The organism is Amycolatopsis sp. NBC_00348, assembly GCF_036114655.1.
GTDB lineage: Bacteria > Actinomycetota > Actinomycetes > Mycobacteriales > Pseudonocardiaceae > Amycolatopsis.
Genome location: NZ_CP107994.1, coordinates 8,509,605 through 8,534,100, shown reverse-complemented (window position 1 = coordinate 8,534,100; position 24,496 = coordinate 8,509,605). Strand labels below are relative to the sequence as shown.

The following is a 24,496-nucleotide window of genomic DNA, read 5'->3' as shown; positions in this document are numbered from 1 at the left end:
CGACCTCCTCGTCGAACCGGATTTGTTGCGGGTCACAACAAAGCCCGTGACGAGGAGACCTCCCCGGGCGGAGTGATCGCCAGGGGCGTTACGAAGCAAGAGTGATACAGGTCACAAAGTCTGCCCTGAAGTACTCGAAACGGACAGTTCCAACAGGGCCGATCCGACGACGCCGAGAGCGTCCTCGACCCCCGGCAGCGTGCGCAGGTGCGGCGTCCGGGCGACGTCGTTGACCACCGTGAGCGCGGCTTGGACCCGCACGCGCGCCGGGTCCGCGCCGAGGTCCGGGTGGCCGTCGAGCAGCAGCCGGACCCACGCCTCGACGTACTCGCGCTGAGTGCGGCGCAGCTCGTGCCGCTCGGGTTCGGGCAGCAGCCCGACCTCGGTGATCAGCAGGTCGACGACGTCGTGGTGGGCCAGCGAGTACCCGGCGTACGACCGCAGCAGGGCGGGCAACGACGCCGTCCGCAAGCCGTCGCCGAGTGCGTCGGCCCCGGTGCGCAGGGCCGTCATCAGCAGCTCGGCCTTGCTCTCGAAGTGGTGGTAGACGCTCGGCCCGGTGATCCCGGCCGCCGCGCCGACCTCCTCGATGGCCACGCTGTGGAAGCCGCGCTCGGCGAAGAGCCGGGTCGCGGTCGTCAGCAGCAGCGCCCGCCGGTTCGCCGGCTCGGCGACCGGGGCGGCCGTGCGTTCCCCCAGGTCCGGGAGATCGGCGGCGGCGACCGCGCCGGCCAGCGACGTCATCAGCTCGTCGTAGGCCGGGCGCGGCAGGTCGACGCGCTGGAAGGAGACGCTGACCAGCACCGCGAGCACCGACCAGGCCAGCAGCCCGGCCTGGTCGACGGTCAGCTCCCGGCGCCGGTCGCGCAGCTGCCCGGTGAGCTGCCCGGCCAGCCGCCGCAGTGGCTCGCCGAGGCGGTGACGCTCGGCCGGTTCGAGGTGGCGGGACTCGCGTTGCCACAGGATGCCGACGTCGCGCCGGTCGAGCGCACCGGCCGCCAGGTCGGCGAAGTCGGTGACGGCGAGCGCGGTCAAAGCGTCTTCGACCACCGCGGCGAGCAGTTCCTGCTTGCCGCGGAAGTGCCGGTACAGCGCCGACGGGCCGATCGCGACGGCGTCGGCGATGTCGCCCATCGCGACGTGCGGGTAGCCGCGGCGGACGAACAGCGCGGCGGCCGCGGCCACGATCAGCGCGCGGCGGTTGCGCGGCCGGGTGCCGCGGGCGGGTGCGGACAACTCAGTGGACCCCGCGGTCGCCGTCGGTCCAGTGCCGCTTGCGCAGCTCGCGCTTGAGGATCTTGCCCGCGCCGGACATCGGCAGGGCGTCGGTGAACTCGAACGTGCGCGGCACCTTGTAGCCCGCAATGGCCTCGCGGCAGAAGTCACGCAGTTCGTCGCCGGTCGCCTCCCGGCCGTCGAGCAGCACGACGACGGCGTGCACCCGCTCGCCCCACCGCTCGTCCGGCACGCCGATCACCGCGCACGCGGCGACGGACAGGTGCTTCGCGAGCGCGTTCTCCACCTCGGCCGAGTACACGTTCTCGCCGCCGGACACGATCATGTCCTTGATCCGGTCGACGACGAAGACGTAGCCGCGCTCGTCCATGTAGCCGCCGTCGCCGGTGTGCATCCAGCCGCCGCGCAACGCGGTCGCCGTCTCCTCGGGGCGGTTCCAGTAGCCGAGCATCACGTGGTCGCCGCGGCAGACGATCTCGCCCACGCTGCCGCGCGGCACCTCGACGTCGTCGACGTCGACGATCCGCACCTCGGCGTGCGGCGCGGCCCGCCCGGCGGCCCGGCGCAGCGCCGGGTCGTCGTGGTCCTCGGCGGACAGCAGCGTCGCGACCGGCGAGAGCTCCGTCATGCCGTACGCCTGCACGAAACCCGCACCGGGAAAGGCTTTCCGGGCGCGGTCGAGCACGGCTTCGGAGATCGGCGAAGCGCCGTAAACGACGTGCTTCATCGACGTCAGGTCGTGCTTCGCGACGTCCGGGTGGTCGACGAGCAGCTGAATCATCGTCGGCACCAGCAGCGTGTCCGTGACGCCCCGGCCGCTGATCGCCTCGAGCACCCCGGCCGGGGTGAACATCGGGACGATCACGTGCGTGGCGCCGACGAGCTGCCCGGCAGCCCAGGCCGCGCCGTCGGCCAGGTGGAACATCGGCGCGGCGTGCAGCAGCTTGCCGCGGGCGGTGAGGAACCGGCCGGTGGCGAGGCTGCCCAGCGCCGACGTCAGCAGGTTGCGGTGGCTGAGCATGACACCCTTGGGCGTGCCCGTGGTGCCGCCGGTGTAGTAGACGCCGAGCAGGTCGTCACCCCCGCGACGCGCGTCGTCGACCGGATCGGCGCCGGCGACGAGGTCCTCGTAGCCCAGCATCCCGTCCGGCGTCGACGTCTCGCCGATGTGGACGACCGTGGTCACGCCGGCTTCGCGCAGCTTCGGCACCATCGGGACGAAGGCGTCGTCGACGAGCAGCACGCGCGTGTCGGATTCGGTGAGCGAGTAGGCGATCTCCGCCGGGCTCCAGCGGATGTTGATCGGGTTGAGCACGGCGTTCGCCCACGGCGTCGCCAGGAGGTACTCGTGGTAGCGATCGGAGTTGAGAGCGAGGATCCCGACGCGGTCACCGGCGCCGACACCGAGCTCCTTGAGCGCCCCGGCGAACCGGGCCACGCGCCCGGCGACCTCGCCGACGGTCCGGACCCGCTCGCCGAACTCGGTCATCGGCCGGTCCGGCCCTTGCTGCACGGCCTGGTGAAGGGTCTGCGTGAGGTGCATCCGCCGCTCCTTTGCGGTCCGGTCCCCTAGCGCTGATTCACATAGCCTAGCGCCGATTCACTTAGGAGACCAGACCTCGACGGCCACGAGAGCCGTCGAGGAAGGGGGTCAGAGACCGAAGCGGGACCAGGCGGCCTTCTCACGCGTGGCGGAGGCGCCCTTCGGCTTGCGCCGGTGCGCCGGAATGTCCGGAGCGGTGGGCGTTCGGCGAGGCCGATCCATACCTGCCGCGTGGTGGACTTCGCGGACTGACAGAGGGTTTCCCAGCCTTCGCCGCCTAGGCATCGCTCAGACGTCCGTGGGGCCCGGGACGGGACCGAAGTCCTCCTCGATCGGGCCGCTGAGCTTGCCGGCGAGTACCGGATCGGCGTGAATGGCGGCGGTGCTGCGCCACTCCGTGATCGTCTGGGCGAGGACCGACCACTGCCCGAGTTCCGCGGAAGCCTGGAAGGCGCGCGCGAAGTCGTGGACGAACTGCGCCTGCGCCGCCTCGGGCAGGACGTCCACCCACGGAAACTCTTCGAGAAGAGCCATCGCCGCCACGTCGTGCGGCAGGTGCGCCCGCACGTTGCGCAGCGCGCGCCGCGGCCACCGAGCCTTCCGACGCCCGAGACCGATGAGCTGAAGCTCGTTCAGAGACCGAAGCGGGACCAGGCGGCCTTCTGCGTCACGGCGTCCAGCACCGCGGATGCGGCGGCCGGGGCGCCGATGCCGAGGCGGGCCAGCAGGGGGCGCTTCGGTTCGGCTACCGAGATGTCGGCTTCCGGGTAGCGCTCGGTAATGATCTGGCGGAGGCTGCCGAGGCCGTCGATCAGGCCCAGCTCGACGGCCTTCGCGCCGAGCCAGACGTCGCCGGTGAAGAGGTCCTCCGTGTCGGTCAAGCGGTCGCCGCGGCGGTCCTTCACCCAGCTGACGAACAGGTCGTGGAGCTGGGTGTGCATCTTCTTCAGCCACTCGACGTCTTCGGGCTTCTCCGGCGAGAACGGGTCGAGGCGCGACTTGTTCGCGCCCGCCGTGTGCAGCCGGCGCTCGATGCCGAAGCGCTCCAGCAGCCCGGTGAAGCCGAAGCCGCCGCTGATCACGCCGATCGAGCCGACCATCGACGTCCGGTGCGCGTAGATCTCGTCGGCCGCGCAGGCCAGCCAGTAGCCGCCGGAAGCGGCGACGTCCTCGCAGAACGCCAGGACCGGCACGCCCTTCTCGTCGGCCAGCTGCCGGATCCGCTCGGCGACCAGGCCGGACTGCGTCGGCGCGCCACCCGGCGAGTTGATCAGCAGCGCGACGGCCTTGAGCCGCTCGTGGCCGAACGCCCTGGTCAGCGCGGACTCGACCGCGTTGAGGTTGATCGCGCCCCTGGCCAGCGGTGACGGCGACGGCGTGATCACCCCGTGCAGCTTCACCACGGCCACGACGTCCTTGCGCTCGACCCGGTCGGCCAGACCCGGGATCCGCGAAGCCAGCTTGTCCGTAACGCTCATAAGGCCAGGCTAGCCGGATTCAGCCCATGGGGAGGATGCCGGACCGGGTGCCGTTGACGCCGTTCGCCTCGGCGCCGTTGAGCTGCGCCGGAACGCCCTGCGACGGGACGTCGGCGCTGTCGTTGTCGGAGCTGTAGTCCGGCATGTTCGGGCGGACGCCGGGGACGAACTTCGGCACCCGCAGCGTCACCTTCATGCCGGCGCCGGGCGCCGTCTCGACCATCACCGCGTAGTCGCTGCCGAACACCTGCTGCATCCGCTGGCTGATGTTGCCGAGCCCGACGTGGGCGCCGGCGCTGTGCGCGTTCTTGACGTCCTTCAGCCGCCGCGGGTCCATGCCGATGCCGTCGTCCTCGACGCTGATCAGCGCCTCGGTGCCGTAGTCCTGCGCGATCACCGTGACGCAGCCGCCGCTGGGCTTGCTGGCCAGGCCGTGCTTGACCGCGTTCTCGACCAGCGGCTGGATGATCAGGAACGGCACGACGACGCTGAGCACCTCGGGCGCGATCTTCATCCGCACCTCGAGCCGCCCGCCGAAGCGGGCGTTCTCGATGGTCAGGTAGCGGTCGATGTTGCGCAGCTCCTCGGCGAGCGAGGTGAACATGCCCGACGAACGGAACGAGTAGCGCGTGAAGTCGGCGAAGTCCTGAAGCAGCTCTCGCGCCTCTTCGGGGTCCGTGCGGATCAGCGCGGAGATGGTGTTCAGCGCGTTGTAGACGAAGTGCGGCGAGATCTGCGCACGCAGCGCTTTGATCTCAGCCTGCTGTAACTGCTGCTTCGACTCGTCGAGCCGGGACAGCTCGAACTGCGTGCAGACGAACTGCGCGACGGCGTCGGCCATCTGCACCAGCCGCCCGCGGGTCCGGCCGACGACGATCAGCGCCGCCTCGGTCTCGCCCTCCACCAGCAGCGGCACGATCACGGCGGTCTTCATCCGGCAGGTGCCGCGGTGGTTGCAGGGCATCCGGTCGTGCGCGACGACCTCCCGGCGGTGCTTGCGGATGGCCGCGCTGATCGCGTCGACGAGGTCGACGTAGTGCTCGTTCGCCTCGCCGTCCCACGACAGCAGCGTGCCCTCGCTGTCGGTGATGCCGACGGCGACGCAGTCGAGCATCTGCAGCAGCTGGGTGGTGATCTTGTCGGCGGCGTCCTCGTCCAGGCCCGAGCGGAGGTTCGGCGCGGCTTTCGACATCCGGTGGACCGCCTGCAGCATGGCGTCCTCGACGACGCTGGCCGGCTTCCGCTGCTTGAACAGCAGCACGATCACCGCGATGCCGAGCAGCACCGCGAGGCCCCACGGAACGATCTGCGCAAGCGGAAACCCGGACACGGCGTCCATGCTCTGCGCTCGACCAACCGGGTGCAAGGCCTGATCCCACTTTCTGTTCAAACGTGACGACCGAGGGTGGGAATGACCCTACTAAGAGTCGGACAACGGCCACCCCGGTCACCGTGCGCAACACGCGGACGCGGCGTCTTGTTCCACCACATCCGGGGATATGACCAGGAAGAACGCCCTTTCGGCGGGCACCGGCCGACGGGCCGCCGAGGTCGCACGCGCGGTGGCGCAGCACGTGCGGCCGAACGGGGGAATCCGGACCGTGACGCCGTGACCACACGTGTCACGCGCCGCCGGCGCTACTTCAGCAGGCGGGACATCCGGCGGTCGGCCAGCGGCTTGCCGCCCGTCTGGCAGGTCGGGCAGTACTGGAACGACTTGTCGGCGAAGGAGATCTCGCGGATCGTGTCGCCGCAGACCGGGCACGGCAGCCCGGTGCGGGCGTGCACGCGCAGGCCCGACCGCTTCTCGCCCTTGAGCCGCGCCGCCTTCTGGCCGACCGAGCGCTCGACGGCGTCGGACTCGATCTCGTGGATCGCCTCGGCGAGGACCTCCAGCGCGCCTTCGTCGAGCTTGCCGATCGTGGCGTACGGCGAAAGCTTCGCGCGGTGCATGATCTCGTCGGAGTAGGCGTTGCCGATGCCGGCGAGCAGCGACTGGTCGGTCAGCGCCCACTTCAGCCGGGTGTTCCTCCCGGCGAACAGCTCCCGCAGCTGCGTGGCGTCCAGCGCCAGCGCGTCCGGGCCGAGGCGGGCGACGCTCGCGATCTCCTGCGGGTCCTTGACGATCCACACCGCGAGACCCTTCTTCGTGCCGGCCTCGGTCAGGTCGAACCCCGGCCCGGTGGCGGCCTCGAGGTGCACACGCAGCGAGATCGGGCCCTTGCCCGGCTTGAGCGGGGTCGCGGCCAGCCCGTCCGACCAGCGCAGCCAGCCCGCGCGGGCCAGGTGGACGACCAGGTGCAGGTCGCCGGCGACGACGTCGAGGTGCTTGCCGTGCCGGGTCGCGCCCGTGATCTCGCGGCCGTGCAGGTCGGTCCACGGCGGGGTGGCCGTCTTCAGCACGCTCAACGATGCGACATCGATCCGGAAGATCGTCCGGCCGACCGCGTTCTCCCGCAGGAAGTGGGCCAGCGCTTCGACCTCGGGTAGCTCGGGCATGCCCCCAGTCTCACCCTTTCGGCCGCAAACCGGTACCGGCTACTCGACCGGGTGCAGCGGCCCGTCGAAGTCCGGCAGCGAGTGCCGCTGGATGGTCTTGGAGATCTTCTTGACCTCGCCCTGCACGGTGAACATGCCGCGGATGGTGCCGACCCAGCGCTCGGACGGCCGGTCGCCGGTCATGTCGCCCTCGGTCTCCGCGACGACCGTCCACGGCCGGCGCAGGATCCACCGCAGGGGGAAGAACAGCATGATCAGCAGCAGTGCGAGCAGCACCCACGCCGGCACGCTGACCTGGTCAGGCGTCCAGACCACGAGGATCACGGCCAGCAGCGCGGTCACGACGATCATCGCGATGCCGGGGCCGTAGCTGCCCGCGACGTCGTGCTCGAAGTCGTCGGCCGTGGCCGGGGCCCGCCATTCCATCTGGGCACGGACCACCCAGTCGCGGCCGTCTTCGCCGCGCACCAGCCGGTTCATTCAGTAGCCTCCCGGGCCGCCCGCAAGATGAGCAGCACAACGGTACCTTGCGCGGCCGCACCCGCGCGAGAGCGGAATCGGACATCCCGCCACGCGGAGTTGATCACCGCTGTTCAGGAGCCCGACGACGCGAACGCCGTCGAATCCGACGATTCGCCCGAATCGGTGACTTCGGTGCTGCTGCTCGGGCACGGCTTCCCCGACGTCGGCGTCACCGAGGTCGAGGGTTCCGCGGTCGCGGAGTCGTCGCCGGAGGGCTCCGGCTTGGTCGTCACGGTCGGCGAACCCGTCGGGCGGCCGGTCGGCGACAGCTCGGGCGCGTCGGCGCTCTCCGGCTCGTCGGGGTCACTCGACTCGGTGATGGTCATGTCCGGGCTCGGCGTCTCCGTGTCGAGCCGCGGCGACGTCGAGGAGTGGTCGGGCGCGCTGAACGTCGAGGGGGCTTCCTCGTCGTCGCGCGGGGCGACGAGCCCGCCGGTCCCGTTGCCGGTGTCCCCGGAGGTGGTGTCGCCCGGCGCGTCGCCGCCCGGGACGCTCGGCACCTCGTTCGCGCCGAGCTGCCGGTGCCCGGTGCTGCGGGCCGCCCGGCCCGGGACGGTGATCCCGGTGCCGCGGCCGTTGAGCACGCCGATGCCGATCCGCGGGTCCTGCTGCGGCTGGGGTGGTGGCTGCTGGTGCGTCTCGCTCGGCGGCGCGACCACGAGCTCCGGCGCGCCGCCGGTCAGCCCGACGTCCTGCACCGGCGTCGAGCCGAACAGCACCGGCCCGGCGGCGACGCCGACGGCGCCCACGGCCGCGGTCGACGCCAGCGCGAGCCCGATCTTGACCTTCGAGCCGACCAGGACGCCCTTGACGGTGGCGCCGAGCCCGGCCAGCACGCCGCTGCCGCTGACCGCGGCGCCCGCGGCCGGCACCAGCAGCACCAGCACACCGGCGTGCGCGCGCAGCGACGAGCAGACGTCGCGCAGTTCGTCCTGGGTGGCGCGACACGACGGGCAGCCGTGCAGGTGCGCCTTGATCCGCTCGGCCTCGGCCCCGGTGACGCTGCCCGCGGTGAAGCCGCCGAGCTTCTCGACGACCGCGCGGCACGAGTCCGGCCCGCGGTTCACCGAAAGGTGGGCCTGCAGGTAGGCCGCGCGCAGCCCCTGGCGGGCCCGGCGGGCCAGCGCCGCGGTGGCGTTGGCGCTCAGCCCGAAGTGGGTGGCGACCATGGCGGGCTGCTCGCCCTCGACCTCGGTCTGCCACAGCACCGTCCGCCAGCGCTCGGGCAGGCTGGTGAACGCGGTCGTGATCAGCGTGTGCTCGGCGGTGCGGGCGTGGGTGTCCGCCCCGGCGCCGGCGCGGAAGTTCAGCTCGTCGTCGGAGACCGGGACGTCGCGGCGGGCGCCGTGCCACTCCCACGACACCCGGCGGGCGACGGTGAGCAGGTAGGCGCGGACGTAGTCCCGGGGACCGGAGCCGCGGCGCAGGGCCTGCAGCACGCGGAAGAACGTCTCCGCGGTGATGTCCTCGGCCTCGGACCGGTCGGACGCCAAGCTCTGCGCGAGTCTCCGGACGGCGGCGGCGTGCAGCTCGAACAGCTCCCCGAACGCGGCGTCCTCGCCGTTTCGAAGTCGATGCAGCAGCGCTTGCTCGTCGGATTCCGAGGCCGCTGGTGGCGGCACAGTGCCCAGCTCGGTCATCCGGCCCGGCACCTCCTCCCCGAAGGTCTCCCCATTCGGTCGAATGGGGACACCATACGGAGGGAATCAGCCGTCGTCACCCCTTGTACGCCAGCTGTGACACCGAAGCACCGGGTCAGGGCACCGGGGGACCCGCTCATCGGAGCAATTCAGGCAGGGTATAGAGTTCATCTCACAGCAGCCGCAAGGACGCTGTACGCGGATGTAGCGCAGCTGGTAGCGCATCACCTTGCCAAGGTGAGGGTCGCGGGTTCGAATCCCGTCATCCGCTCGCAAGATCGAAAGCCTCGCCTCGGCGGGGCTTTCGTCGTTCCGGGGTGTTCCGGTGAGCGCAACTCGTTGCGCCGGGTGGCTCATTGTCTGAACCAATGGCACCAGTACCCGGCTCGCGAAGTTCGGCCGGACAGTGGTCTGAACCATTGCCGTGAATTCTTCACACTTCTGGGGTACCTGTTGTGAGAGGAGTCACATGGTCAAGAAGCTCGTCCTCGCCGTCGCAGCCGCTCTCGCCCTTCCGCTCCTGTTCACCGGTGTCGCCTGGGGCCACGGCTACACCACCACCCCGCCCAGCCGGGCGTACAAGTGCAGCACCGGCGCCGTCACGAACTGCGGCGCCATCCAGTACGAACCGCAGAGCACCGAAGGCCCGAAGAACTTCCCCAGCGGCGGCCCCGCCGACGGGAAGCTCTGCTCCGCCGGTGTCTCGCGCTTCGCCGAACTCGACGACCAGCGCGGTGGCACCTGGCCGACCACGAAGCTCACCAGCGGGGCGACCTACACGTTCAAGTGGACGCTGACCGCGTCTCACGCGACGACGTCGTTCCGGTACTTCGTCACCAAGAACGGCTGGAACCCCTCGGCGCCGCTCACCCGGGCGCAGCTGGACACCACCCCGTTCCTGACCGTGCCCTTCAACGGGCAGCGGCCCGGCAGCTCGGTGTCGCACAGCGGCAAGCTGCCGTCCGGCAAGAGCGGGCGGCACATGATCCTCGCCGTCTGGGACATCGCCGACACGGCCAACGCGTTCTACCAGTGCTCGGACGTTGCTTTCTGACCTGGTTCGTGCCGGTTCGGCAGCGGTTTTCACTTCGTGTTCCGCTCGCGTTCCCGGTTGCCACCTTTTCGGGTGACAACCGGGAAACGAAGGTGTCAGCCATGACCGAACTGACTCGTCGCCGTCTTCTCGGATCTGCTGCCGGGGTCGCCGCCACCGCGGCCGCGGCCACCCTGATGCCCCCGAACGTCCAGCGCGCGCTCGCCCAGGGCGCCCCGAAGCACGGCTCGCTGCGGGACATCGAGCACGTCGTGCTGCTGATGCAGGAGAACCGCTCGTTCGACCACTACTTCGGCACGCTGTCAGGCGTCCGCGGGTTCGGTGACCCGCACGCCGCGCGGCTGCCGAACGGCAAGCCGGTGTTCTACCAGCCGGACGCCGAGAACCCGGCGGGCTACGCGCTGCCGTTCCACCTCGACACGCACGCGACCAACGCGCAGAAGATCCCGTCGACGTCGCACGCCTGGCAGGTCCAGCACGACGCCTGGAACGGCGGCAAGATGGACAGCTGGCTGCCGGCGCACCGCAAGGCCGACGGCAAGAACGGCCCGTACGTGATGGGTTACCACACCCGCGCGGACCTGCCGTTCCAGTTCGCGCTCGCCGAGGCGTTCACGATCTGCGACAGCTACCACTGCTCGGTGTTCGGCCCGACCTGGCCGAACCGGATGATGTGGATGACCGGCACGATCGACCCGGACGGCGAGCACGGCGGCCCGATCCTCGACAATAAGGCGCCGGCCGGCGGTTACACCTGGACGACGTACGCGGAGCGGCTGCAGGCGGCCGGCGTCAGCTGGAAGGTGTACGAGCAGAGCGACACCTACGGCTGCAACATGCTGGAGAACTTCGCGAACTTCAAGAACGCGCCCGCTGACTCGCCGCTGGCGGTCAACGGCCTCACGCACCGGCCTGAAGGCCAGTTCGAGTACGACGCGCGCAACGACAAGCTGCCGACGGTCTCTTGGATCATCTGCACCTCGACGGCGTCGGAGCACCCGCAGTACATGCCGGCCGAGGGCGCGGCGTTCGTCGCGTCGAAGATCGACGCGATCGCGGCGAACCCGGAAGTCTGGGCCAAGACGGTCTTCATCCTCAACTACGACGAGAACGACGGCCTGTTCGACCACGTCGTCCCGCCGACGCCGCCCGCGGGCACGCCGGGCGAGTTCGTCACCAAGACCTCGCCCGGCGGCACCCCGGGCAACGGCCTCCCGGTCGGCGCGGGCTACCGCGTCCCGGCGATCGTCATCTCGCCCTGGACCGCGGGCGGCTGGGTGTGCAGCGAGAACTTCGACCACACGTCGACGCTGCAGTTCCTGGAGAAGGTGACGGGCGTGGCGGAGCCGAACATCTCGCAGTGGCGGCGTAGCACCTTCGGGGACATGACTTCGGCGTTCCGCTTCAACGACCACAAGGCCCAGCCGCCGGTGCTGCCGGACACGTCGGGCCCGCTGACGCTGTCGCGCTACGAGGCGGCGAACCTGCCGGCGCCGACGTTCCCGGGCACCGGCCAGAAGCCGCCGAAGCAGGAGCCGGGCGGCCGGCCGCGGGTACCGCGCCACTGAGTTTTGCGGACGGCCACCCTCTTTTCGCGAGGGTGGCCGTTCCCCGTTACACGGTGGATTTGTAGGGATCGTGCTCGGCGAGCAGCTTGTCGAGCCGCGCCTGGTCGACGCGGGAAACGACGGAGGTCTCGTCCTGTCTGTCCCGCACGCACTTGGCGAGGGTGAAGGCCGAGGTGACCAGGTAGAGCATGCCGAGGGCGAGGAACCCGCGAACCCAGCCGTTGACGGGCAGGTACACGATCCCGCCGGTGACGGCGGCCAGGGCGAGCCCGAAGGAGAGGGCGGCCTGCGCGTAGAACGCGGTGGTGGTGGGTGACGCTGCGGACGAACCGGACTTGGTCATGTGACCACGGTCTCGCCACGGGGCCGCGGGTGTCTTGAGCAGTACTACTCAGCCCGCATTGCGAAGCGGCTACACAACCCCCGCGCGCGTAAGCAGCCCCCACCCGCCCTGGGGGGCGGCCCCGCTTCCAGCGTATCGGGGGCCGCCGACAAAGCCGGGGGACGAGACGGAATCCGGCGGACTTGTCCACATTCGAGCGGGCCTGTGGACAACGGCGCCGTACAAGCGGATCCGGCGGCGGCGCTGGTGCCGGGGACGGCGCTGGTGCGGGGGATCGCGCTGGTGCCGATGGCGGCGCTGGCCGGGGACGGCGGCTACAGCTCGTAGACGTCCAGGACTGTCGGGGCCACCGGGGTCAGGTGTGGGTCTTCGCGCTCCGTCACTTGACCTCGGGCCATGCGGTAGACGCGGAAGTCGTTGTCGTGCTCGGTGTCCTGGTCGTCCCAGACGTGGAGGAGGCCGTACGAGCCCGCGGCCAGCTCGCCGACCCTGGTGAACATCTCCAGGAGGTCCGGGGCCAGCTCGCCGCCGTGTTTGTCGAAGCCGCCGAAGTGGAGCATCGGCATGCCCGCGCTCCAGCGGAGGTCGACCAGGTCGAAGTCGCCCGCGTCGCGGATGGCGCGGTGCACGCGGTCGACCAGGCGCTCCAGGAGCGCCGCGTCGTCATCGCCGCTCGCGGTCGCCTGGATGGTCACCCAGCCGTGGTATTCGAACACCTGCACAACGGTAGCAATAGATCAACCAGCGCAGATGCCGGGCTCAGCGGGCCAGCGCGGACGGCTTCCCGTCGCGGCGCAGGACGTTGCCCAGCGCGCCTTCGCCGAGGCGCTCGAACGCCGAGACCAGGGGCTCGCCGAAGACGCAGAGCGTGCGCTCCCACGGGTGGCCGAGGGTGCCGTAGGAGAAGTCCGGGGCCAGGAACAGGTGGTAGTCGGCGCGCGGGAACACCGGCACCGGCCAGCGCGCGCCCGGGGTCATCCGGTGCGGGCGGACGCGGTAGGACTGGTGCTGCCAGTGCAGCGCCCACAGCCAGTCGTCCGGGCCGCAAACCTCGCGGAACGCGGCCAGCGCGATGCTCGCGACCTGGTGCTCGTCGACCGCGTACGGGCCGAGGCGGAACTCCGCCGACCCGCGGTCCAGGTCGCCGGGCGACAGGTCCCACGTGCGCGACGGCGCCGGCTCGCGGAACCCGGGCCAGGCGTGGGCGTAGGTGCTCGGCAAGAACGCCAGCTTGTCGTACACCCAGTACCAGGCGGGCTCGTCGGCGACGCGGGAGACGGCTTCCCAGGCTGCATTCACTTTTCGACCTCTGACTTGGCCAGGCACGAAAGAACACGCGAAAGCTTCGTGTTCGGCCTCCGGTTTGTCCAGTCCTCGTCCGCTCATCGCGAACTGTGTCACTCGACCGGGTGGGTTCTGTCAGGTTGTCACCACGCGGGCCGGCTTTGTGCAGGGGGCCTTCGTCCGTGACGGCCGACGGCTCAGACGACGACGTAGCCCAGCAGGAATTCCTTCTTCTTGCCCTCGCAGCCGGCGTCCAGCGAGTCGAAGTGGCTCGCGCCCGAGTTGCAGCGGTAGAGCGCCCGCGAACCGGACCACGTCGGCGGGTTCGCGTAGACGTAGCCGAGCAGGCCGAGCGCCTGCTGGCCCTCGCACTTGCCGCTCTGGTCGGGCGAGGTGAACCAGTCCTTCTTGTCCTTCACCTTGCAGGCGAACAGTTTCCGCGTGCCGGGCTCGGCGGACGCGACCAGCTCCCCGAAGAGGCCTTCCTTGGTGAAGCCGGCCGGCGCGCCGACCTTCTTCGTCCCGCTGAAGTGGCCGCCTTCCGGGTGGTGGAAGCGGACCAGCGGCACCTTGACCGGCTCCGGCTTCCCCGCGGTCGACGACGGCGCGGTGGAACTCGCGGACGGCGTGGGTTTCTTGCTGCTGCTGTGTTTTGTGGTCGTCGGCGGCGCGGACGACGTCGGCGTGGGGCCCGGCGCGCCCGCGGCCACCGGCGTCGAGCTGTCCGGCTTGAGCAGGAAGATCGCGCCGAGCGCGGCGATCACCGCGACCGCCACCCCGGTCAGCACCAGCGGCAGCCGTCGCTTCCGGTCCGCAGTGGCGGGTACCGCCTGGAAGGCGGTCGTCGGCAGGTCGGCCGGCTCCACGACCCGGGTCTGCGCAACGACCCGGGTCTGCGTGCCGGTGCGCGCGAATTCCAGCAGGCGCCGCGTTCCGGCCGCGGTCAACCGGTCCGAAGTGGACTGCGTGAGCAGCCCGAGCACGGCGTCGGCGAGCGGGCCGCGGCAGCGTTCGAGCACCGGCCGGTCGTACATGATCGCGTGCAGCGTCGCGGCCGTTGTCGTGCGCTGGAAGGGCGCCCGGCCTTCGGCGGCGTGGAACAGCGTCGCGCCGAGCGACCAGAGGTCGGACGCCGGTGACGGGCCGGCGCCGGCGAACAGCTCGGGCGGCATGTAGCCGGGTGAGCCCATGACGCCGCCGGTCTGGGTCAGGCCGGGGTCGTCCATCGCCCGCGCGATGCCGAAGTCGGCGAGCTTCACGCGGTCGCCGGGCCGCACCATGATGTTGCTGGGCTTGACGTCCCGGTGCACGATCCCGGCCGCGTGCGCGCTTTCCAGCGCGCTCAGAACCTGCAGGCCGAGCGCGGCGACGCGGTCGTTCGCCAGCGGCCCCTCGCGGCCGACGACGTCGGCCAGCGTCGGCGCGATCACCAGCTCCATCACGATGAACGTGGCGCCGTGTTCGCTGACGACGTCGTAGACCGTGACGACGCCGGGGTGGTTCAGCCGCCCCGCCGTGCGGGCCTCACGCAGGACGCGCTCGAGGTGCGTCGGCGACGCGCCCGGCGGCGTGGCCAGCTCCTTCAGCGCCACCGGCCGCCCGAGGAACTGGTCCTCGCCGCGCCAGACGACGCCCATTCCGCCCCGGCCCAGTTCGGCCGAAATCGCGTACCTGCCCGCGACAAGTCTCATTCGTCGCCCCCCTGAGCTCGGGGGCCGATGCTAACGAGGGAGGCACTAGGCGAACCCAGCGCCTCCCCCGGTCTCAGGCGACGTCCCAGAGCGTCAGGAACGCCGAGGCCTCGCTGCGGGCCCAGGGCCGCAGCCGTTCGCGGTCGCGTGGGGTCAGCTGGAACTCCTTCGCCCGGCGGACGTCGATGACCAGCGCCTCACCGCCCGGCAGGATGTCCGGCATCGCCTGCTCCAGCACCCACAATGCGAGCTGGGCCGACGACTTGGTCAGCGGTTCCTCCTTGAAGTACAGCCAGGTCGCGTAGCGCCGGCCGTTGCTCTTGCGGAGCCCGATCTGCGGGCTGACGCCGATCTCGAGGTCGCCCAGCCGGCACCGGCCGCGGCCGACCTCGATGAGCCGGGGCGACTTGCGCCCGAGGTAGCGCAGCCAGCCCTCGGCGATGGCGCTGTAGTGCGGCTTCGTCCGTTCGTCCGCCGCGTTGACGAGCGCCCGGAGCGCCACTTCGTCCTGGTTCGCCGCGCGTCCCGACCGCACGGCGTTGGCCGCCCGCCGGTAGTAGTTGAACGCGGCTCGCGCCGGGTCCTCGTACAACCGCCGCTGGCGCCGCACGAACGACGACCGCGACGGACCGGAACTGGCGCTGTAGCCCACGAATGTGGGCAGGGTGATGTAGGCCATGGCCCTGCCTTCCTCCATCACACCACCCGCGGTTGCGAGCGGCATCTCCCCTGTACAACGCCAATTTTAGAACATACGTACGACAGTTTCGGGGGCCTGACGGGTGACGCGGCCGGGTTGGTCCGCGGGACTCCCGAAATCCGGCGACTTGCGCTACGTTGCCGATCAACCTCAAACCGCAACCTCGCTGGTCGGCAGCCCGTGCCAGACTGATGCCCCGAATGGTGGATGGGGGTCCAAGGATGAGCTGGCAGGAAGAGCTTCGCCGCCTCGACGCGGAGCTTGCCGAAGGTCGGATCGAGCCCGCTGACCACCGCAAACAGCGGGACGAGCTGCTCGCACAGGCCTCCGGATCGACGGTTCCGTCACCGGTTCCGTCCCCGCTACGCCGTCCGGGTGAAGCCTGGCGGAGCACCAACCCCGCCGGCCACCCAGCACCGGTCCAGCAGGGCCCGCCGCCGCAGCGCATGGAGTCGCCGCGGCCGATGGTGCCGCACGCGCACGCGCAGCGGCCGCACCCGCCGTGGCAGCGCACCGGGCTGCCGAAGGCGATGTCGACCAGCAGCGTGCCGGCCTTGCCGGACCACATGACCACCGCGCCGAGCCCGGCCGACATCACCCCGACCCGCTACCTGCGGGTCGACGGCCAGGTCGAGCAGCCCCCCGGCAGCCGGTTCCCGCCGATCACGCCGCCGGGCGGCGAGACCCAGCAGCACGAGACCGAGCCGGACGACGACGGCCCCGGGAAGCACCGGTGGGGCGTCGACGACGAGGAGTCGTCCGGGCGGACCTGGACGACGTGGCCGTTCATCGCCCTCGGCGTGCTGGTCGTGCTTGGCATGATCATCGGCGCGACGATGTGGCTCGGGCGGGACGACCCGGCGCCGAACGCGCTGACGACGTTCACGCCGAGCGTGACGCAGCCGCCGGCCGCCGCGGCCCAGCCGCAGCTGGAGGACCAGGTCCCGCCGCTGCCCGGCGTGCAGCACCCGGAGAGCTCGACGATGTCGCTGGCCAAGGGCCTCGACCTGAACCTCTACCCCAAGGAAACCGCGCAGGTCTTCTCGCAGCACGGCGTCACGCAGCTCGTCTACCGCGCGTCGAACTCCGGCGACACCGGCTTCCTCGCCTACGCGATCCCGACGGAGAACGAGGACGGCGCGAAGGCCGTCGTCGACTACCTCCGCGCCGCCGCCGACGCCGGCGGGTTCAAGCCGCTCGCCGCCGACGGGAAGATCGTCAGCGGCCGCAGCGGCGAGCAGCGGATGGACGGCACCTGGTACACCTCGGGCAAGGTCGCCGTCGTGCTCTGGGCGTCGCTGCCGTTCGACCAGGACAAGGCCGGCCTCAAGACCAGCCTGGACAACGCGCTCGCCGTGTTCCAGAAGGCGTTGCCGCCCAGCTGATCACGACCCGTCGAGCACGCCTTCCAGGGTGTGGCGGGCGACGTCCGCGCCGAACAGGCGGTCCACCACGGTCTTGCCCTCTTCGGACAATCGCTGCCACAGCTTGTCGTCGTCGAGCAGGGTAACGATCTCCTCGGCGAGCTCCTCCGCCGTGCTGCCGACGAGGACGTCCTGGCCGTGCGTCAGGTGCATGCCCTCGGCGGCGAGCGGAGTGGCGACCACGGGAACGCCGTACCCGAGGCTCTCCCCCAGTTTTCCCTTGACGCCGGCGCCGAAGCGCAGCGGCGCGACGACGGCCCGGGCCTCGCGGTAGGCGCCGTCCAGGTGCTGCACCCAGCCGCGGACGACGACGCCGTCACGCTCGAGGTCGAACATCTCCTGCGGCGGGTTGCTGCCGACGATCTGCGCGACCGCGTCCGGCCGGCGGCGGCGCACGAGCGGCATGATCTCGGTCGCCAGCCAGCGCGCGGCGTCCCGGTTGGGCAGGTGGTCGAAGCTGCCGACGAACAGCACGCCCGACCGTCCTTCCGGGACGGCCACCGAGCCGTCGGCGTGGTGCACGTTGGACAGCACCTCGACGCGCGCCGAGGGCACGAGCTCGCCCAGCAGCGCACGCTCCACATCGGACACGACGAAGGTGACGTCGGTGGCGCGGGTCAGGCCCAGCTCGGACTCCCGCAGCACCTCGGCTCGGCGCCGCAGCGTCAGCTCCTCGCGGGTGTCACCGAGCCGCGCGGCCAGGTCGGCCTGCCGGTTGAGCCGGACGAAGTGCAGGTCGACGGTGTCGTAGGCGATGAGACAGTCCGGCGCGTGCTCGCGGACCTGCTCCAGCAGCTGCCAGGCGACGTGCGGCCGCGACAGGATGGTCAGCTTCAGGTCGGCGCCGGCCTCGCGCAGGAACTCCTGCTGTTCGCCGAGCCCGGTGACGACCGTGACGCCCGCGCGGTACAGCGCGCCGGCGTACGGCTCGGGGAGCGCGTTGTTGAGCGGCATGAACACGACGCGGTGGCCGAGCCCGACGAGCAGCTCGAGGATCCGGAACATCCGCACCGAGCCGGAGTCCTTGTCCGGCATGGGCACTTGGTGGTCGGCGACGAGCACGGTGCCGCCGCGGTGGCCGTCCTTCGTGCGCTGCCGCCCGGCCCAGACCGCGCGCGGGCTCGCCTCGGGGAAGTGGTCGCGCAGCTGGACGCTCCACTTGTCGACGAAGACGCCGCGGTTGAGCTCCTGGTGGCGCTTCACACCGGAGGAGACGTCCGTGCCGTTGGTGATGCCTTCGTGGTGCACGACGACCGACGCGGGCTGGACCATCGTCCGGTACCCGGCCGCCCGCACGGCGAACGCGAGGTCGGTGTCCTCGTAGTAGGCGGGCGAGAAGCGCGTGTCGAAGCCGCCGACGCGCTCGAACAGGTCGCGGCGGACCAGCAGGGCCGCGCCCGAGCAGTAGTCGACGTCGCGCAGGGACTGGTACCAGGGCGCGTCCGGCGACTGCAGCCTGCCGTAGTTCCAGCCGGTGCCGTCGGCCCAGATGATGCCGCCGCACTCCTGCAGCCTGCCGTCCGGGTAGACGAGCTTCGAGCCGACGAGCCCGACGTCCGGGCGCGTCTCGACGACGCCGACGAGCTCGTCGAGCCAGCCCGCCGTGACCTCGGTGTCGTTGTTCAGGAAGAAGATGAAGTCACCGCGGGCGTTTTCGGCGCCGAGGTTGCAGGCGCCGACGAACCCGAGGTTCTTCGGCGCGCGGACCAGCCGGATCCCGGCGCAGCCGGCGACGCGGTCGGCGGAGTCGTCGCGCGAGGCGTCGTCGACGACGATGACCTCGAACGGCGTCGAGGGCAGGTGCCGCTGGATCGAGTCGAGGCAGCCGCGGGTGAACGGCCAGTTGCCGTAGACCGGGATGACGACGCTGACGATCGGCTGGTCGCTGGTGGTCACCGCGACCGGGCCGGGCACCGCGGCGGGCTGGCCGGGCAGCACGCCGGCCGGCCGGCCGAGCGTCGTCTCGTAGAGGTCGCGACGGCGGGTGCCGCGGGGCGCGAACTTCTCGATCGAGCCGCGGTACTTGCCGATCGCGCGCTGCACGAGCGCGGACGTCTCGGAGCGCAGCTTCTCGTTCTCCGCGGCGAGCCGGCCGATGGTCTCGGAGAGGCCGGAGTTGTTGCTCGCCAGCCACTCCAGCCGTTCGCTGTCGTAACCGGCCTTGCGCTGCAGGCGGCTCAGCTCGCCGGCCGCGCGCTGCCGGTCTTCGCGGGCGCGCTCGGCTTGGCGCAGCGCCTCGTCGCGTTCGGTCGCGGTCTGCCGCTCGGCGGCGGTGATCTCCGACAGCCGGGCGGTCAGCTCGGCGACGGACGCGCTCGCCTGCGCGCGCTCGGCCTCGGTGCGGCCCAGCGCGTCACGCAGCCGGCCGGCCTCGGCGGCCGCACGCGCGACGAGCGTCAGCTTCGGGTCGACCATCGCGGACGTCGAGGGCACGTCGATCGGCTTCGCGGAGGCGACCGAGACGAAGTAGGTGTGCGGCGCGCCGGTTTCGACGACCCAGCCGTCGGCGTCGTCCTGCTGGACGGTGAGGACCTCGGCGCCGGAGCCGGCCCCGCCGTCGTGGATCAGCGAGCCGACGGCGACGTTCTGGCGCAGCACCACGACGTGCTCGAAGCTGCCGGCGAGCAGCGAGCGGAACGCCGACTCGGTCAGCTCGTGCACGTGGTACGGGTTCTCGTTGCCGTGGTCGTGCGTGTAGACCTCGATGTCCGGCGTGCTGCAGAGGAAGACCCCGCCCGGCGCGAGCCGGCCCGTCACCAGCTCCATCAGCTTGTCTTGCGCGTCGACGTGCTCGATCGCCTCGAAGCAGGTGATGACGTCGAACGTCTCACCGTCGAGGGCCTTCGGGTCGGTGATCGAGCCGACCTCGAAGCGCGAGCCCGGGTAGCGGGTCCGGGCGTGCTCGACGGTCCGCGGGTCGATCTCGAGGCCGACGACCTCGGCGGCCGTGCGCGCCAGCAGCGCACCGCCGTAACCCTCGCCGCTGGCCAGGTCGAGGACGCGCTTGCCGGCGACGAACCGGGCCGCGAACGCGTAGCGGTGGTAGTGCTCGTAGATCACCTGGAGGTCGTCGGTCCACGGCACGCACCGCTCGCCGGTCCAGTCGATCAGCCGCTCGGCGCCAGTCCCCTTGCCCATGCCGGGCAGATTAGCGGCCCGACCAGCACCGCCGGGCCGGACCTCAGTTTTCGATCCGTTCGAGCAGCGACAGCCCGACGAGGATGTAGGAGAGCGTCCGCCGGTCGCCGCCGAGCCCGGCGGTCAGCGACCAGTCGGCGTCGACGGACAGCCGCACCTGGCGGTGGGCGTCGAGCCGGACCGGCAGGACCTGCTCGACCAGCCCCGGTCCGACGTCGGCCTTCGCGACCGGGACGCCGTCCACGGAGACGGTGACGCCGCCGTGCTCGGTGGCGTCGTCCGGCAGGTAGGTGCGCAGTTCCAGGGCGCCGACGGCGGTGGTCGGCAGCAGCGGGAACTCGATCGACGGCGCCGCCCAGTCGTCGTGGTAAAGCCCGTTTATCCGGCCGGTGACGATCCCCGCGCCGCGCACGAGCCGCTCGCCGCCGGTGCCGCCGGGGCGGAACGACGCGCGACCCGCCGGATCGACGACGCGGGTGTCGCGAACGGACCGTTCGGGCGTCCGGGTGCCGTGCACGCGCAGCGGCTGCGGCGTCGGGTGGAACAGCGCGGTCAGCCGCGTGCCGGTGACGAGCCCGAGGTCGAGCAGGGCGTCGTCGAGCACGCCGACCTGGTCGAGCAGCTCGACGTGGACCGGGTTGTCCAGGTCGACGTTGTGGCCGTAGATCCGGTCGACGAACGGGTCGATCACGTTGCCGTAGGGCAGGAACAGGCTCGGGTGCAGGTGGTCGAGCAGCACCGGCAGGACGTCCTGGGCGCGGATGCCCTCGAAGCCGTCGGCCGCGCAGTCGATGTCGACGAACTGCTCGTCGACCTGCCCGGTCAGCGCGTTGCGGCGCAGCTCCGGCGGCAGCGTCGCCCAGATCCGGTCGACGACCTCCAGGGCCTCCGGCCACCGGCGGTGCCCGTTGCGGCCGATCATGTCGTGCACGACCAGGACGCCGTCCGGCGTGAGGCTGCTCGTGATCTGCGCGTAGAGGTGTTCGAGGTCGAGCACGTGGTGCAGGGCCTGGAAGCCGACGACGACGTCGTGCTCGGCGTCGGCCCGCCAGGTGTTGAAGTCCGCGGTGATCAGCTCGACACGGTCGGCCACGCCCTGCTCGCGGGCGGCCGCCTCGGCCCGGGCCTGCATGTCCGGGTTCAGCTCCAGCAGCCGCAGCCGGACGTTGTCCAGCCCGGCCTCGGCCAGCCCGCGCAGCCAGCCGAGCTCCTGGTCGCCGTTGCCGCTGCCCAGCGACAGCACGACGGTGTCGCGGTCGAGCCGCTGAGCGCGTTCGGCGATCTGGCCGACGATCAGCTCGTCGATGCCCGGCACGCCGAGCTGATCGAGCTTCGGCCGCACGTGCTTGTTGGACCAGCGGTGCGCCGACGGCGGCAGGTTGCCGTGGATGTCCTCCTGGTCGGCGAAGGTGTCCCGTTCCCGGGCCAGCCGCTGGTCGTAGCCCGGCCCTCGGCCACCGTTCATCGCACGTCCCCTCGCGTTCACCTGTTCGGGGCCGCCACGCTCCGGCCCGGCGCTAGGATACGGCCGTGTCCTCCCGTCCTCCGTCGCAGTTGCCCACCGACCCGGGCCTGCCGAGGACCCCGGAGTCCTGGCTGCCGAAGGAGCACAACCTCTACCGGCCCCGGCACAGCAAACGCCAGCGCACGGCCCTCGCCTGCGCGGCCTTCTTCTTCGTGACGCCGCTGCTGCTCTCCGCGGTCGGCGTGCACCCCACCGCCTTCGAGAACCGGCCGCTGCGGGACTTCCCCAGCCTGGGCGACGGCTGGGGCTTCTTCACCGGCATGGCCGGCTGGGCCACCGACCACCTGCCGCTGCGCCAGGCCGGCGTCCAGGCCGCCGACGGCATCAGCACCGGCGTCTTCGGCGACCCGCCCGGGTCCGGCCAGGGCACCAGCCACGAGGGCGGCACCGTCGGCGTCGACCAGGGCCAGCCCAGCACCGGCGACGTCCCGGGTTACGTCTACCCGACCGTGCTCCCGGGCAAGGACGGCTGGATGTACCTCGGCGAGGACGTCAACGCCCGCTGCCGGCCGGTGATGGACACCGACCACGTCGTCGCGGCGCTGCGGAAGCTGCGCGCCGCCGTCGAGAACTCCGGGCGGAAGTTCGAGCTGGTCATCGCGCCCGACAAGTACAGCGAAGAGCCGTCGCACCTGCCGGACAACTACGTCGGCAAGCCGTGCGCCCAGGCCCGCACCGCCGAGTTCTGGAACCGCGTGCCCCGCGAGACGGGCGCGATCGACCTGCGGCCCGCCCTGGCCGACGCCGAGAAGCGCACCGGCCACTCGCTGTACGACCCCAACGACACGCACTGGTCGTTCGACGGCGGCCTGGTCATGACGTACGCGCTGGGGCAGTCCATCCAGCCGGGCAGCACGGTCCGCTGGCAGGCGGCGCCGAACGGCACCCGGCCGTGGCCGGCGGACCTGGCCCGGGTGCTCGGCCGCGACGAACAGCGGAAGCTGACGACCTACAGCCTCTCGACCGACGGTGGCGCCGACCGCACCCGCTACATCGCCAGCGACTTCAAGACGCCGCTGCACCTGACCCAGCCCGACGGCGCGAAACCGGCCGGTTCGATCGGGCAGAACACCGCCGTCGTGGCCGACTCGTTCACCCAGTTCGCCAGCCCGTTCCTGGCCGCGACCTGCCAGGACGTCACCATCGTGCACGCCGAGACGACGGCGCAGAGCAACGCGCAGGAACTCACCGGGTTGTTCGCCGACCGGGACGTGATCACGTTCGAATTGGTCGAACGGAGCGTGATCGGCGGATCGTCCCCACTGCTGCGGAACCAGACCATCGACCAGCTCGCCGCCGTGCTCGCGCAACACCCCAGGTGACCTGGGAAGCGGGATGCGCCACCCGAAGGTAACGACGGGGTGGTGGGCGACGAACAGGTGAGCACACCCGTGCACAATGACTCCGTGCGGTCACGCGGCTGCACCCATACACTCGCACGATTTCGCAGGCGATCTACCCGAAGGGGGTACCGGGGTGACCTGGCAGGAAGAGCTGCGCAGGCTTGACGAGGAGCTGGCGGCGGGAAACCTGACGGCCGACGAATACCGGACGCGGCGTGACCGGGTGCTGTCCATGGCCGTCACGACCGGCGACAGCCAGGCCGCCCCCGCTCAGCCCGCGCAGCAGCCGATGGGCGACAGCGCCTCCGAGACCCAGATCATCGCACCGGTGAGCCCGCCCGCGCCGCAGCAGCAGGCCGACGCGGCCGAGGCGACGCAGGTCGTCTCCGCCACCGACGCCGGGGGCGGCGAGCGGACCCAGGTCGTCCCGCAGTGGCAGCAGCAACAGCAGCCGCAGTACAGCCAGCAGTCCCCGGCCGGTGGGTTCCCCCAGCAGCAGTACGGCCAGCAGTCCCCGGCCGGTGGCTTCCAGCGGCCGCCGCAGCAGAGCCAGCAGAACCCGTGGGGCGCGCAGCAGCAGGACGTCAGCCCGCCGTGGGGCGGCTCGGACTTCCCGCCGATGGCGCAGTCGGGCAACGCGGACTGGATCAGCCAGGGCCCGGAGAGCTTCCAGACGCAGCCGTCGTCCGGCAAGGGCAAGAAGATCGCCTTCGCCGTGATCGCCGTCCTGGTCGTGGCCGGTCTCGGCTACGGCGTCTGGGCGCTGTTCATCAAGGACAACGGCACCACCCCGCCGGTCGCCCAGCAGAGCACCACGCAGCAGCCGCCGCCGGCCCCGACGGTGAAGCCGCTGCCGGAGCCGCCCGCGGCCAAGCCCGAGCCGAGCGACAACTCCGCGGCGCTGGTCACCCCGGCCGGCACGACCCGCGCCGGTGGTGGCGAGTTCGACCTGGACAAGCTGCAGTCGGCCAAGTACCTGCCGACCACGGTCATCGAGAAGCTCAAGTCCGGCGGCATGACCGACGGCCTGCTCAAGACGACCAAGGACGGCGACGTCACGCTCGGCCTGTTCGCGCTCGAGCTGCCGAACGCGCAGGCCGCGTCCGCGGTGGCGGCGGAGTACGCGAACGCCGAGCAGGAGGGCGGCCTGACCGCCAACCGCAACCTGTCCCTGCACGGGGTCCAGGTGTTCTCGGCGGCGGACAGCAGCCAGCAGGTCTACCGCGCGGTCTACGTCCTCTACAACCGCGTCGTCATCGTGGACTCGTTCGGCCCGTCCAAGGACGCGACGCTCGCCTCGTTCAAGACGCTGCTGACCGCCCAGGTCCAGAAGGCGCCGCCGACGGAGCGCACGAACAACTGAGCACGGCTTAGCGCTGCCGGAGTAAGTCTGCTCGATGGGCTTCGTGATCCAGGTGGTTCCTGGCGGTGCGGGCGGGTCGCCCTCGTACCGGGGTTGTACTCGGGCGGGCTGCCCGTGCCGTCAGGGGCCGCCTGGGCGCGAAGAC

General features: G+C 71.3%; 21 protein-coding genes and 1 tRNA gene. 7 read left to right on the top strand and 15 right to left on the bottom strand.

Features of this window, described 5'->3' with window-relative positions; translation table 11 throughout:
- Positions 1-111 precede the first annotated feature (111 nt).
- The 8 genes from OHS58_RS37970 to OHS58_RS37935 form a co-directional block, all read right to left on the bottom strand.
- A complete protein-coding gene (locus OHS58_RS37970; protein WP_328645618.1) occupies positions 112-1,236 on the bottom strand; it encodes a TetR/AcrR family transcriptional regulator in 1,125 nt (374 codons plus the stop codon).
- A gap of 1 nt (position 1,237) precedes the next feature.
- Complete coding sequence (locus OHS58_RS37965) at positions 1,238-2,836, bottom strand: long-chain-fatty-acid--CoA ligase (RefSeq protein ID WP_328649920.1); 1,599 nt, start codon at positions 2,834-2,836, stop codon at positions 1,238-1,240.
- A gap of 231 nt (positions 2,837-3,067) precedes the next feature.
- Positions 3,068-3,313, bottom strand: a complete 246-nt coding sequence (locus tag OHS58_RS37960; RefSeq protein WP_328645617.1) for a hypothetical protein — start codon at positions 3,311-3,313, stop codon at positions 3,068-3,070.
- Between the two features lie 98 nt (positions 3,314-3,411).
- Positions 3,412-4,257: a S49 family peptidase gene (locus tag OHS58_RS37955; RefSeq protein ID WP_247059805.1), complete on the bottom strand. Its 846-nt coding sequence runs from the start codon at positions 4,255-4,257 to the stop codon at positions 3,412-3,414.
- 19 nt (positions 4,258-4,276) lie between these two features.
- Positions 4,277-5,596 carry a histidine kinase gene (locus tag OHS58_RS37950; protein ID WP_247059804.1) on the bottom strand — a complete coding sequence of 440 codons (1,320 nt, stop codon included), beginning with the start codon at positions 5,594-5,596 and terminating at the stop codon, positions 4,277-4,279.
- A gap of 299 nt (positions 5,597-5,895) precedes the next feature.
- Positions 5,896-6,756: an Fpg/Nei family DNA glycosylase gene (locus OHS58_RS37945; protein WP_326945531.1), complete on the bottom strand. Its 861-nt coding sequence runs from the start codon at positions 6,754-6,756 to the stop codon at positions 5,896-5,898.
- Between the two features lie 39 nt (positions 6,757-6,795).
- Positions 6,796-7,236 (bottom strand): DUF983 domain-containing protein, encoded by a 441-nt coding sequence (locus tag OHS58_RS37940; protein WP_326945530.1) that lies wholly within the window; start codon positions 7,234-7,236, stop codon positions 6,796-6,798.
- Between the two features lie 113 nt (positions 7,237-7,349).
- The gene (locus OHS58_RS37935) at positions 7,350-8,918 is read right to left on the bottom strand and encodes a sigma-70 family RNA polymerase sigma factor (protein WP_328645616.1); all 1,569 of its coding nucleotides are present in this window, start codon (positions 8,916-8,918) and stop codon (positions 7,350-7,352) included.
- Between the two features lie 198 nt (positions 8,919-9,116).
- Between OHS58_RS37935 and OHS58_RS37930 the strand changes: the two genes are divergently transcribed.
- From OHS58_RS37930 to OHS58_RS37920, 3 genes are all read left to right on the top strand, one after another.
- Positions 9,117-9,189 (top strand) — tRNA-Gly (locus tag OHS58_RS37930).
- A gap of 198 nt (positions 9,190-9,387) precedes the next feature.
- Positions 9,388-9,972: a lytic polysaccharide monooxygenase auxiliary activity family 9 protein gene (locus OHS58_RS37925; protein WP_326945528.1), complete on the top strand. Its 585-nt coding sequence runs from the start codon at positions 9,388-9,390 to the stop codon at positions 9,970-9,972.
- A 101-nt stretch (positions 9,973-10,073) separates the two neighbouring features.
- Entirely contained in the window at positions 10,074-11,540 is a 1,467-nt protein-coding gene (locus OHS58_RS37920) for a phosphocholine-specific phospholipase C (RefSeq protein ID WP_328645615.1), read from the top strand.
- Positions 11,541-11,586: 46 nt separating this feature from the next.
- Here OHS58_RS37920 and OHS58_RS37915 read toward each other — a convergent pair whose 3' ends face one another.
- On the bottom strand, positions 11,587-11,883 hold the full coding sequence (locus OHS58_RS37915; RefSeq protein WP_328645614.1) for a YiaA/YiaB family inner membrane protein: 297 nt from the start codon (positions 11,881-11,883) through the stop codon (positions 11,587-11,589).
- 204 nt (positions 11,884-12,087) lie between these two features.
- On the opposite strand from OHS58_RS37915, the gene OHS58_RS37910 reads away from it, so the two are divergent.
- A complete protein-coding gene (locus OHS58_RS37910; protein WP_328645613.1) occupies positions 12,088-12,210 on the top strand; it encodes a hypothetical protein in 123 nt (40 codons plus the stop codon).
- On the opposite strand, the gene OHS58_RS37905 is transcribed toward OHS58_RS37910, so the two are convergent.
- The 4 genes from OHS58_RS37905 to OHS58_RS37890 all read right to left on the bottom strand — a co-directional run bounded on the left by OHS58_RS37905 (position 12,198) and on the right by OHS58_RS37890 (position 15,555).
- Entirely contained in the window at positions 12,198-12,599 is a 402-nt protein-coding gene (locus OHS58_RS37905; protein ID WP_247059795.1) for an immunity 7 family protein, read from the bottom strand. The genes OHS58_RS37910 and OHS58_RS37905 overlap by 13 nt on opposite strands.
- A gap of 43 nt (positions 12,600-12,642) precedes the next feature.
- Positions 12,643-13,182 carry a DUF2716 domain-containing protein gene (locus OHS58_RS37900; protein WP_326956388.1) on the bottom strand — a complete coding sequence of 180 codons (540 nt, stop codon included), beginning with the start codon at positions 13,180-13,182 and terminating at the stop codon, positions 12,643-12,645.
- Between the two features lie 182 nt (positions 13,183-13,364).
- A complete protein-coding gene (locus OHS58_RS37895; RefSeq protein ID WP_328645612.1) occupies positions 13,365-14,858 on the bottom strand; it encodes a serine/threonine-protein kinase in 1,494 nt (497 codons plus the stop codon).
- A 73-nt stretch (positions 14,859-14,931) separates the two neighbouring features.
- Positions 14,932-15,555, bottom strand: a complete 624-nt coding sequence (locus OHS58_RS37890; RefSeq protein ID WP_442788262.1) for a hypothetical protein — start codon at positions 15,553-15,555, stop codon at positions 14,932-14,934.
- Positions 15,556-15,779: 224 nt separating this feature from the next.
- Between OHS58_RS37890 and OHS58_RS37885 the strand changes: the two genes are divergently transcribed.
- Entirely contained in the window at positions 15,780-16,943 is a 1,164-nt protein-coding gene (locus tag OHS58_RS37885) for a hypothetical protein (protein WP_328645611.1), read from the top strand.
- On the opposite strand, the gene OHS58_RS37880 is transcribed toward OHS58_RS37885, so the two are convergent.
- Entirely contained in the window at positions 16,944-20,120 is a 3,177-nt protein-coding gene (locus OHS58_RS37880; protein WP_328645610.1) for a glycosyltransferase, read from the bottom strand.
- Positions 20,121-20,163: 43 nt separating this feature from the next.
- Positions 20,164-21,585 carry a class I SAM-dependent methyltransferase gene (locus OHS58_RS37875; protein ID WP_328645609.1) on the bottom strand — a complete coding sequence of 474 codons (1,422 nt, stop codon included), beginning with the start codon at positions 21,583-21,585 and terminating at the stop codon, positions 20,164-20,166.
- Between the two features lie 65 nt (positions 21,586-21,650).
- Here OHS58_RS37875 and OHS58_RS37870 point away from each other — a divergent pair, with 65 nt between their 5' ends.
- A complete protein-coding gene (locus OHS58_RS37870) occupies positions 21,651-22,967 on the top strand; it encodes an alginate O-acetyltransferase AlgX-related protein (protein WP_326945521.1) in 1,317 nt (438 codons plus the stop codon).
- Positions 22,968-23,121: 154 nt separating this feature from the next.
- Entirely contained in the window at positions 23,122-24,351 is a 1,230-nt protein-coding gene (locus OHS58_RS37865; RefSeq protein ID WP_328645608.1) for a DUF1707 domain-containing protein, read from the top strand.
- The last annotated feature ends 145 nt before the right edge of the window (positions 24,352-24,496 follow it).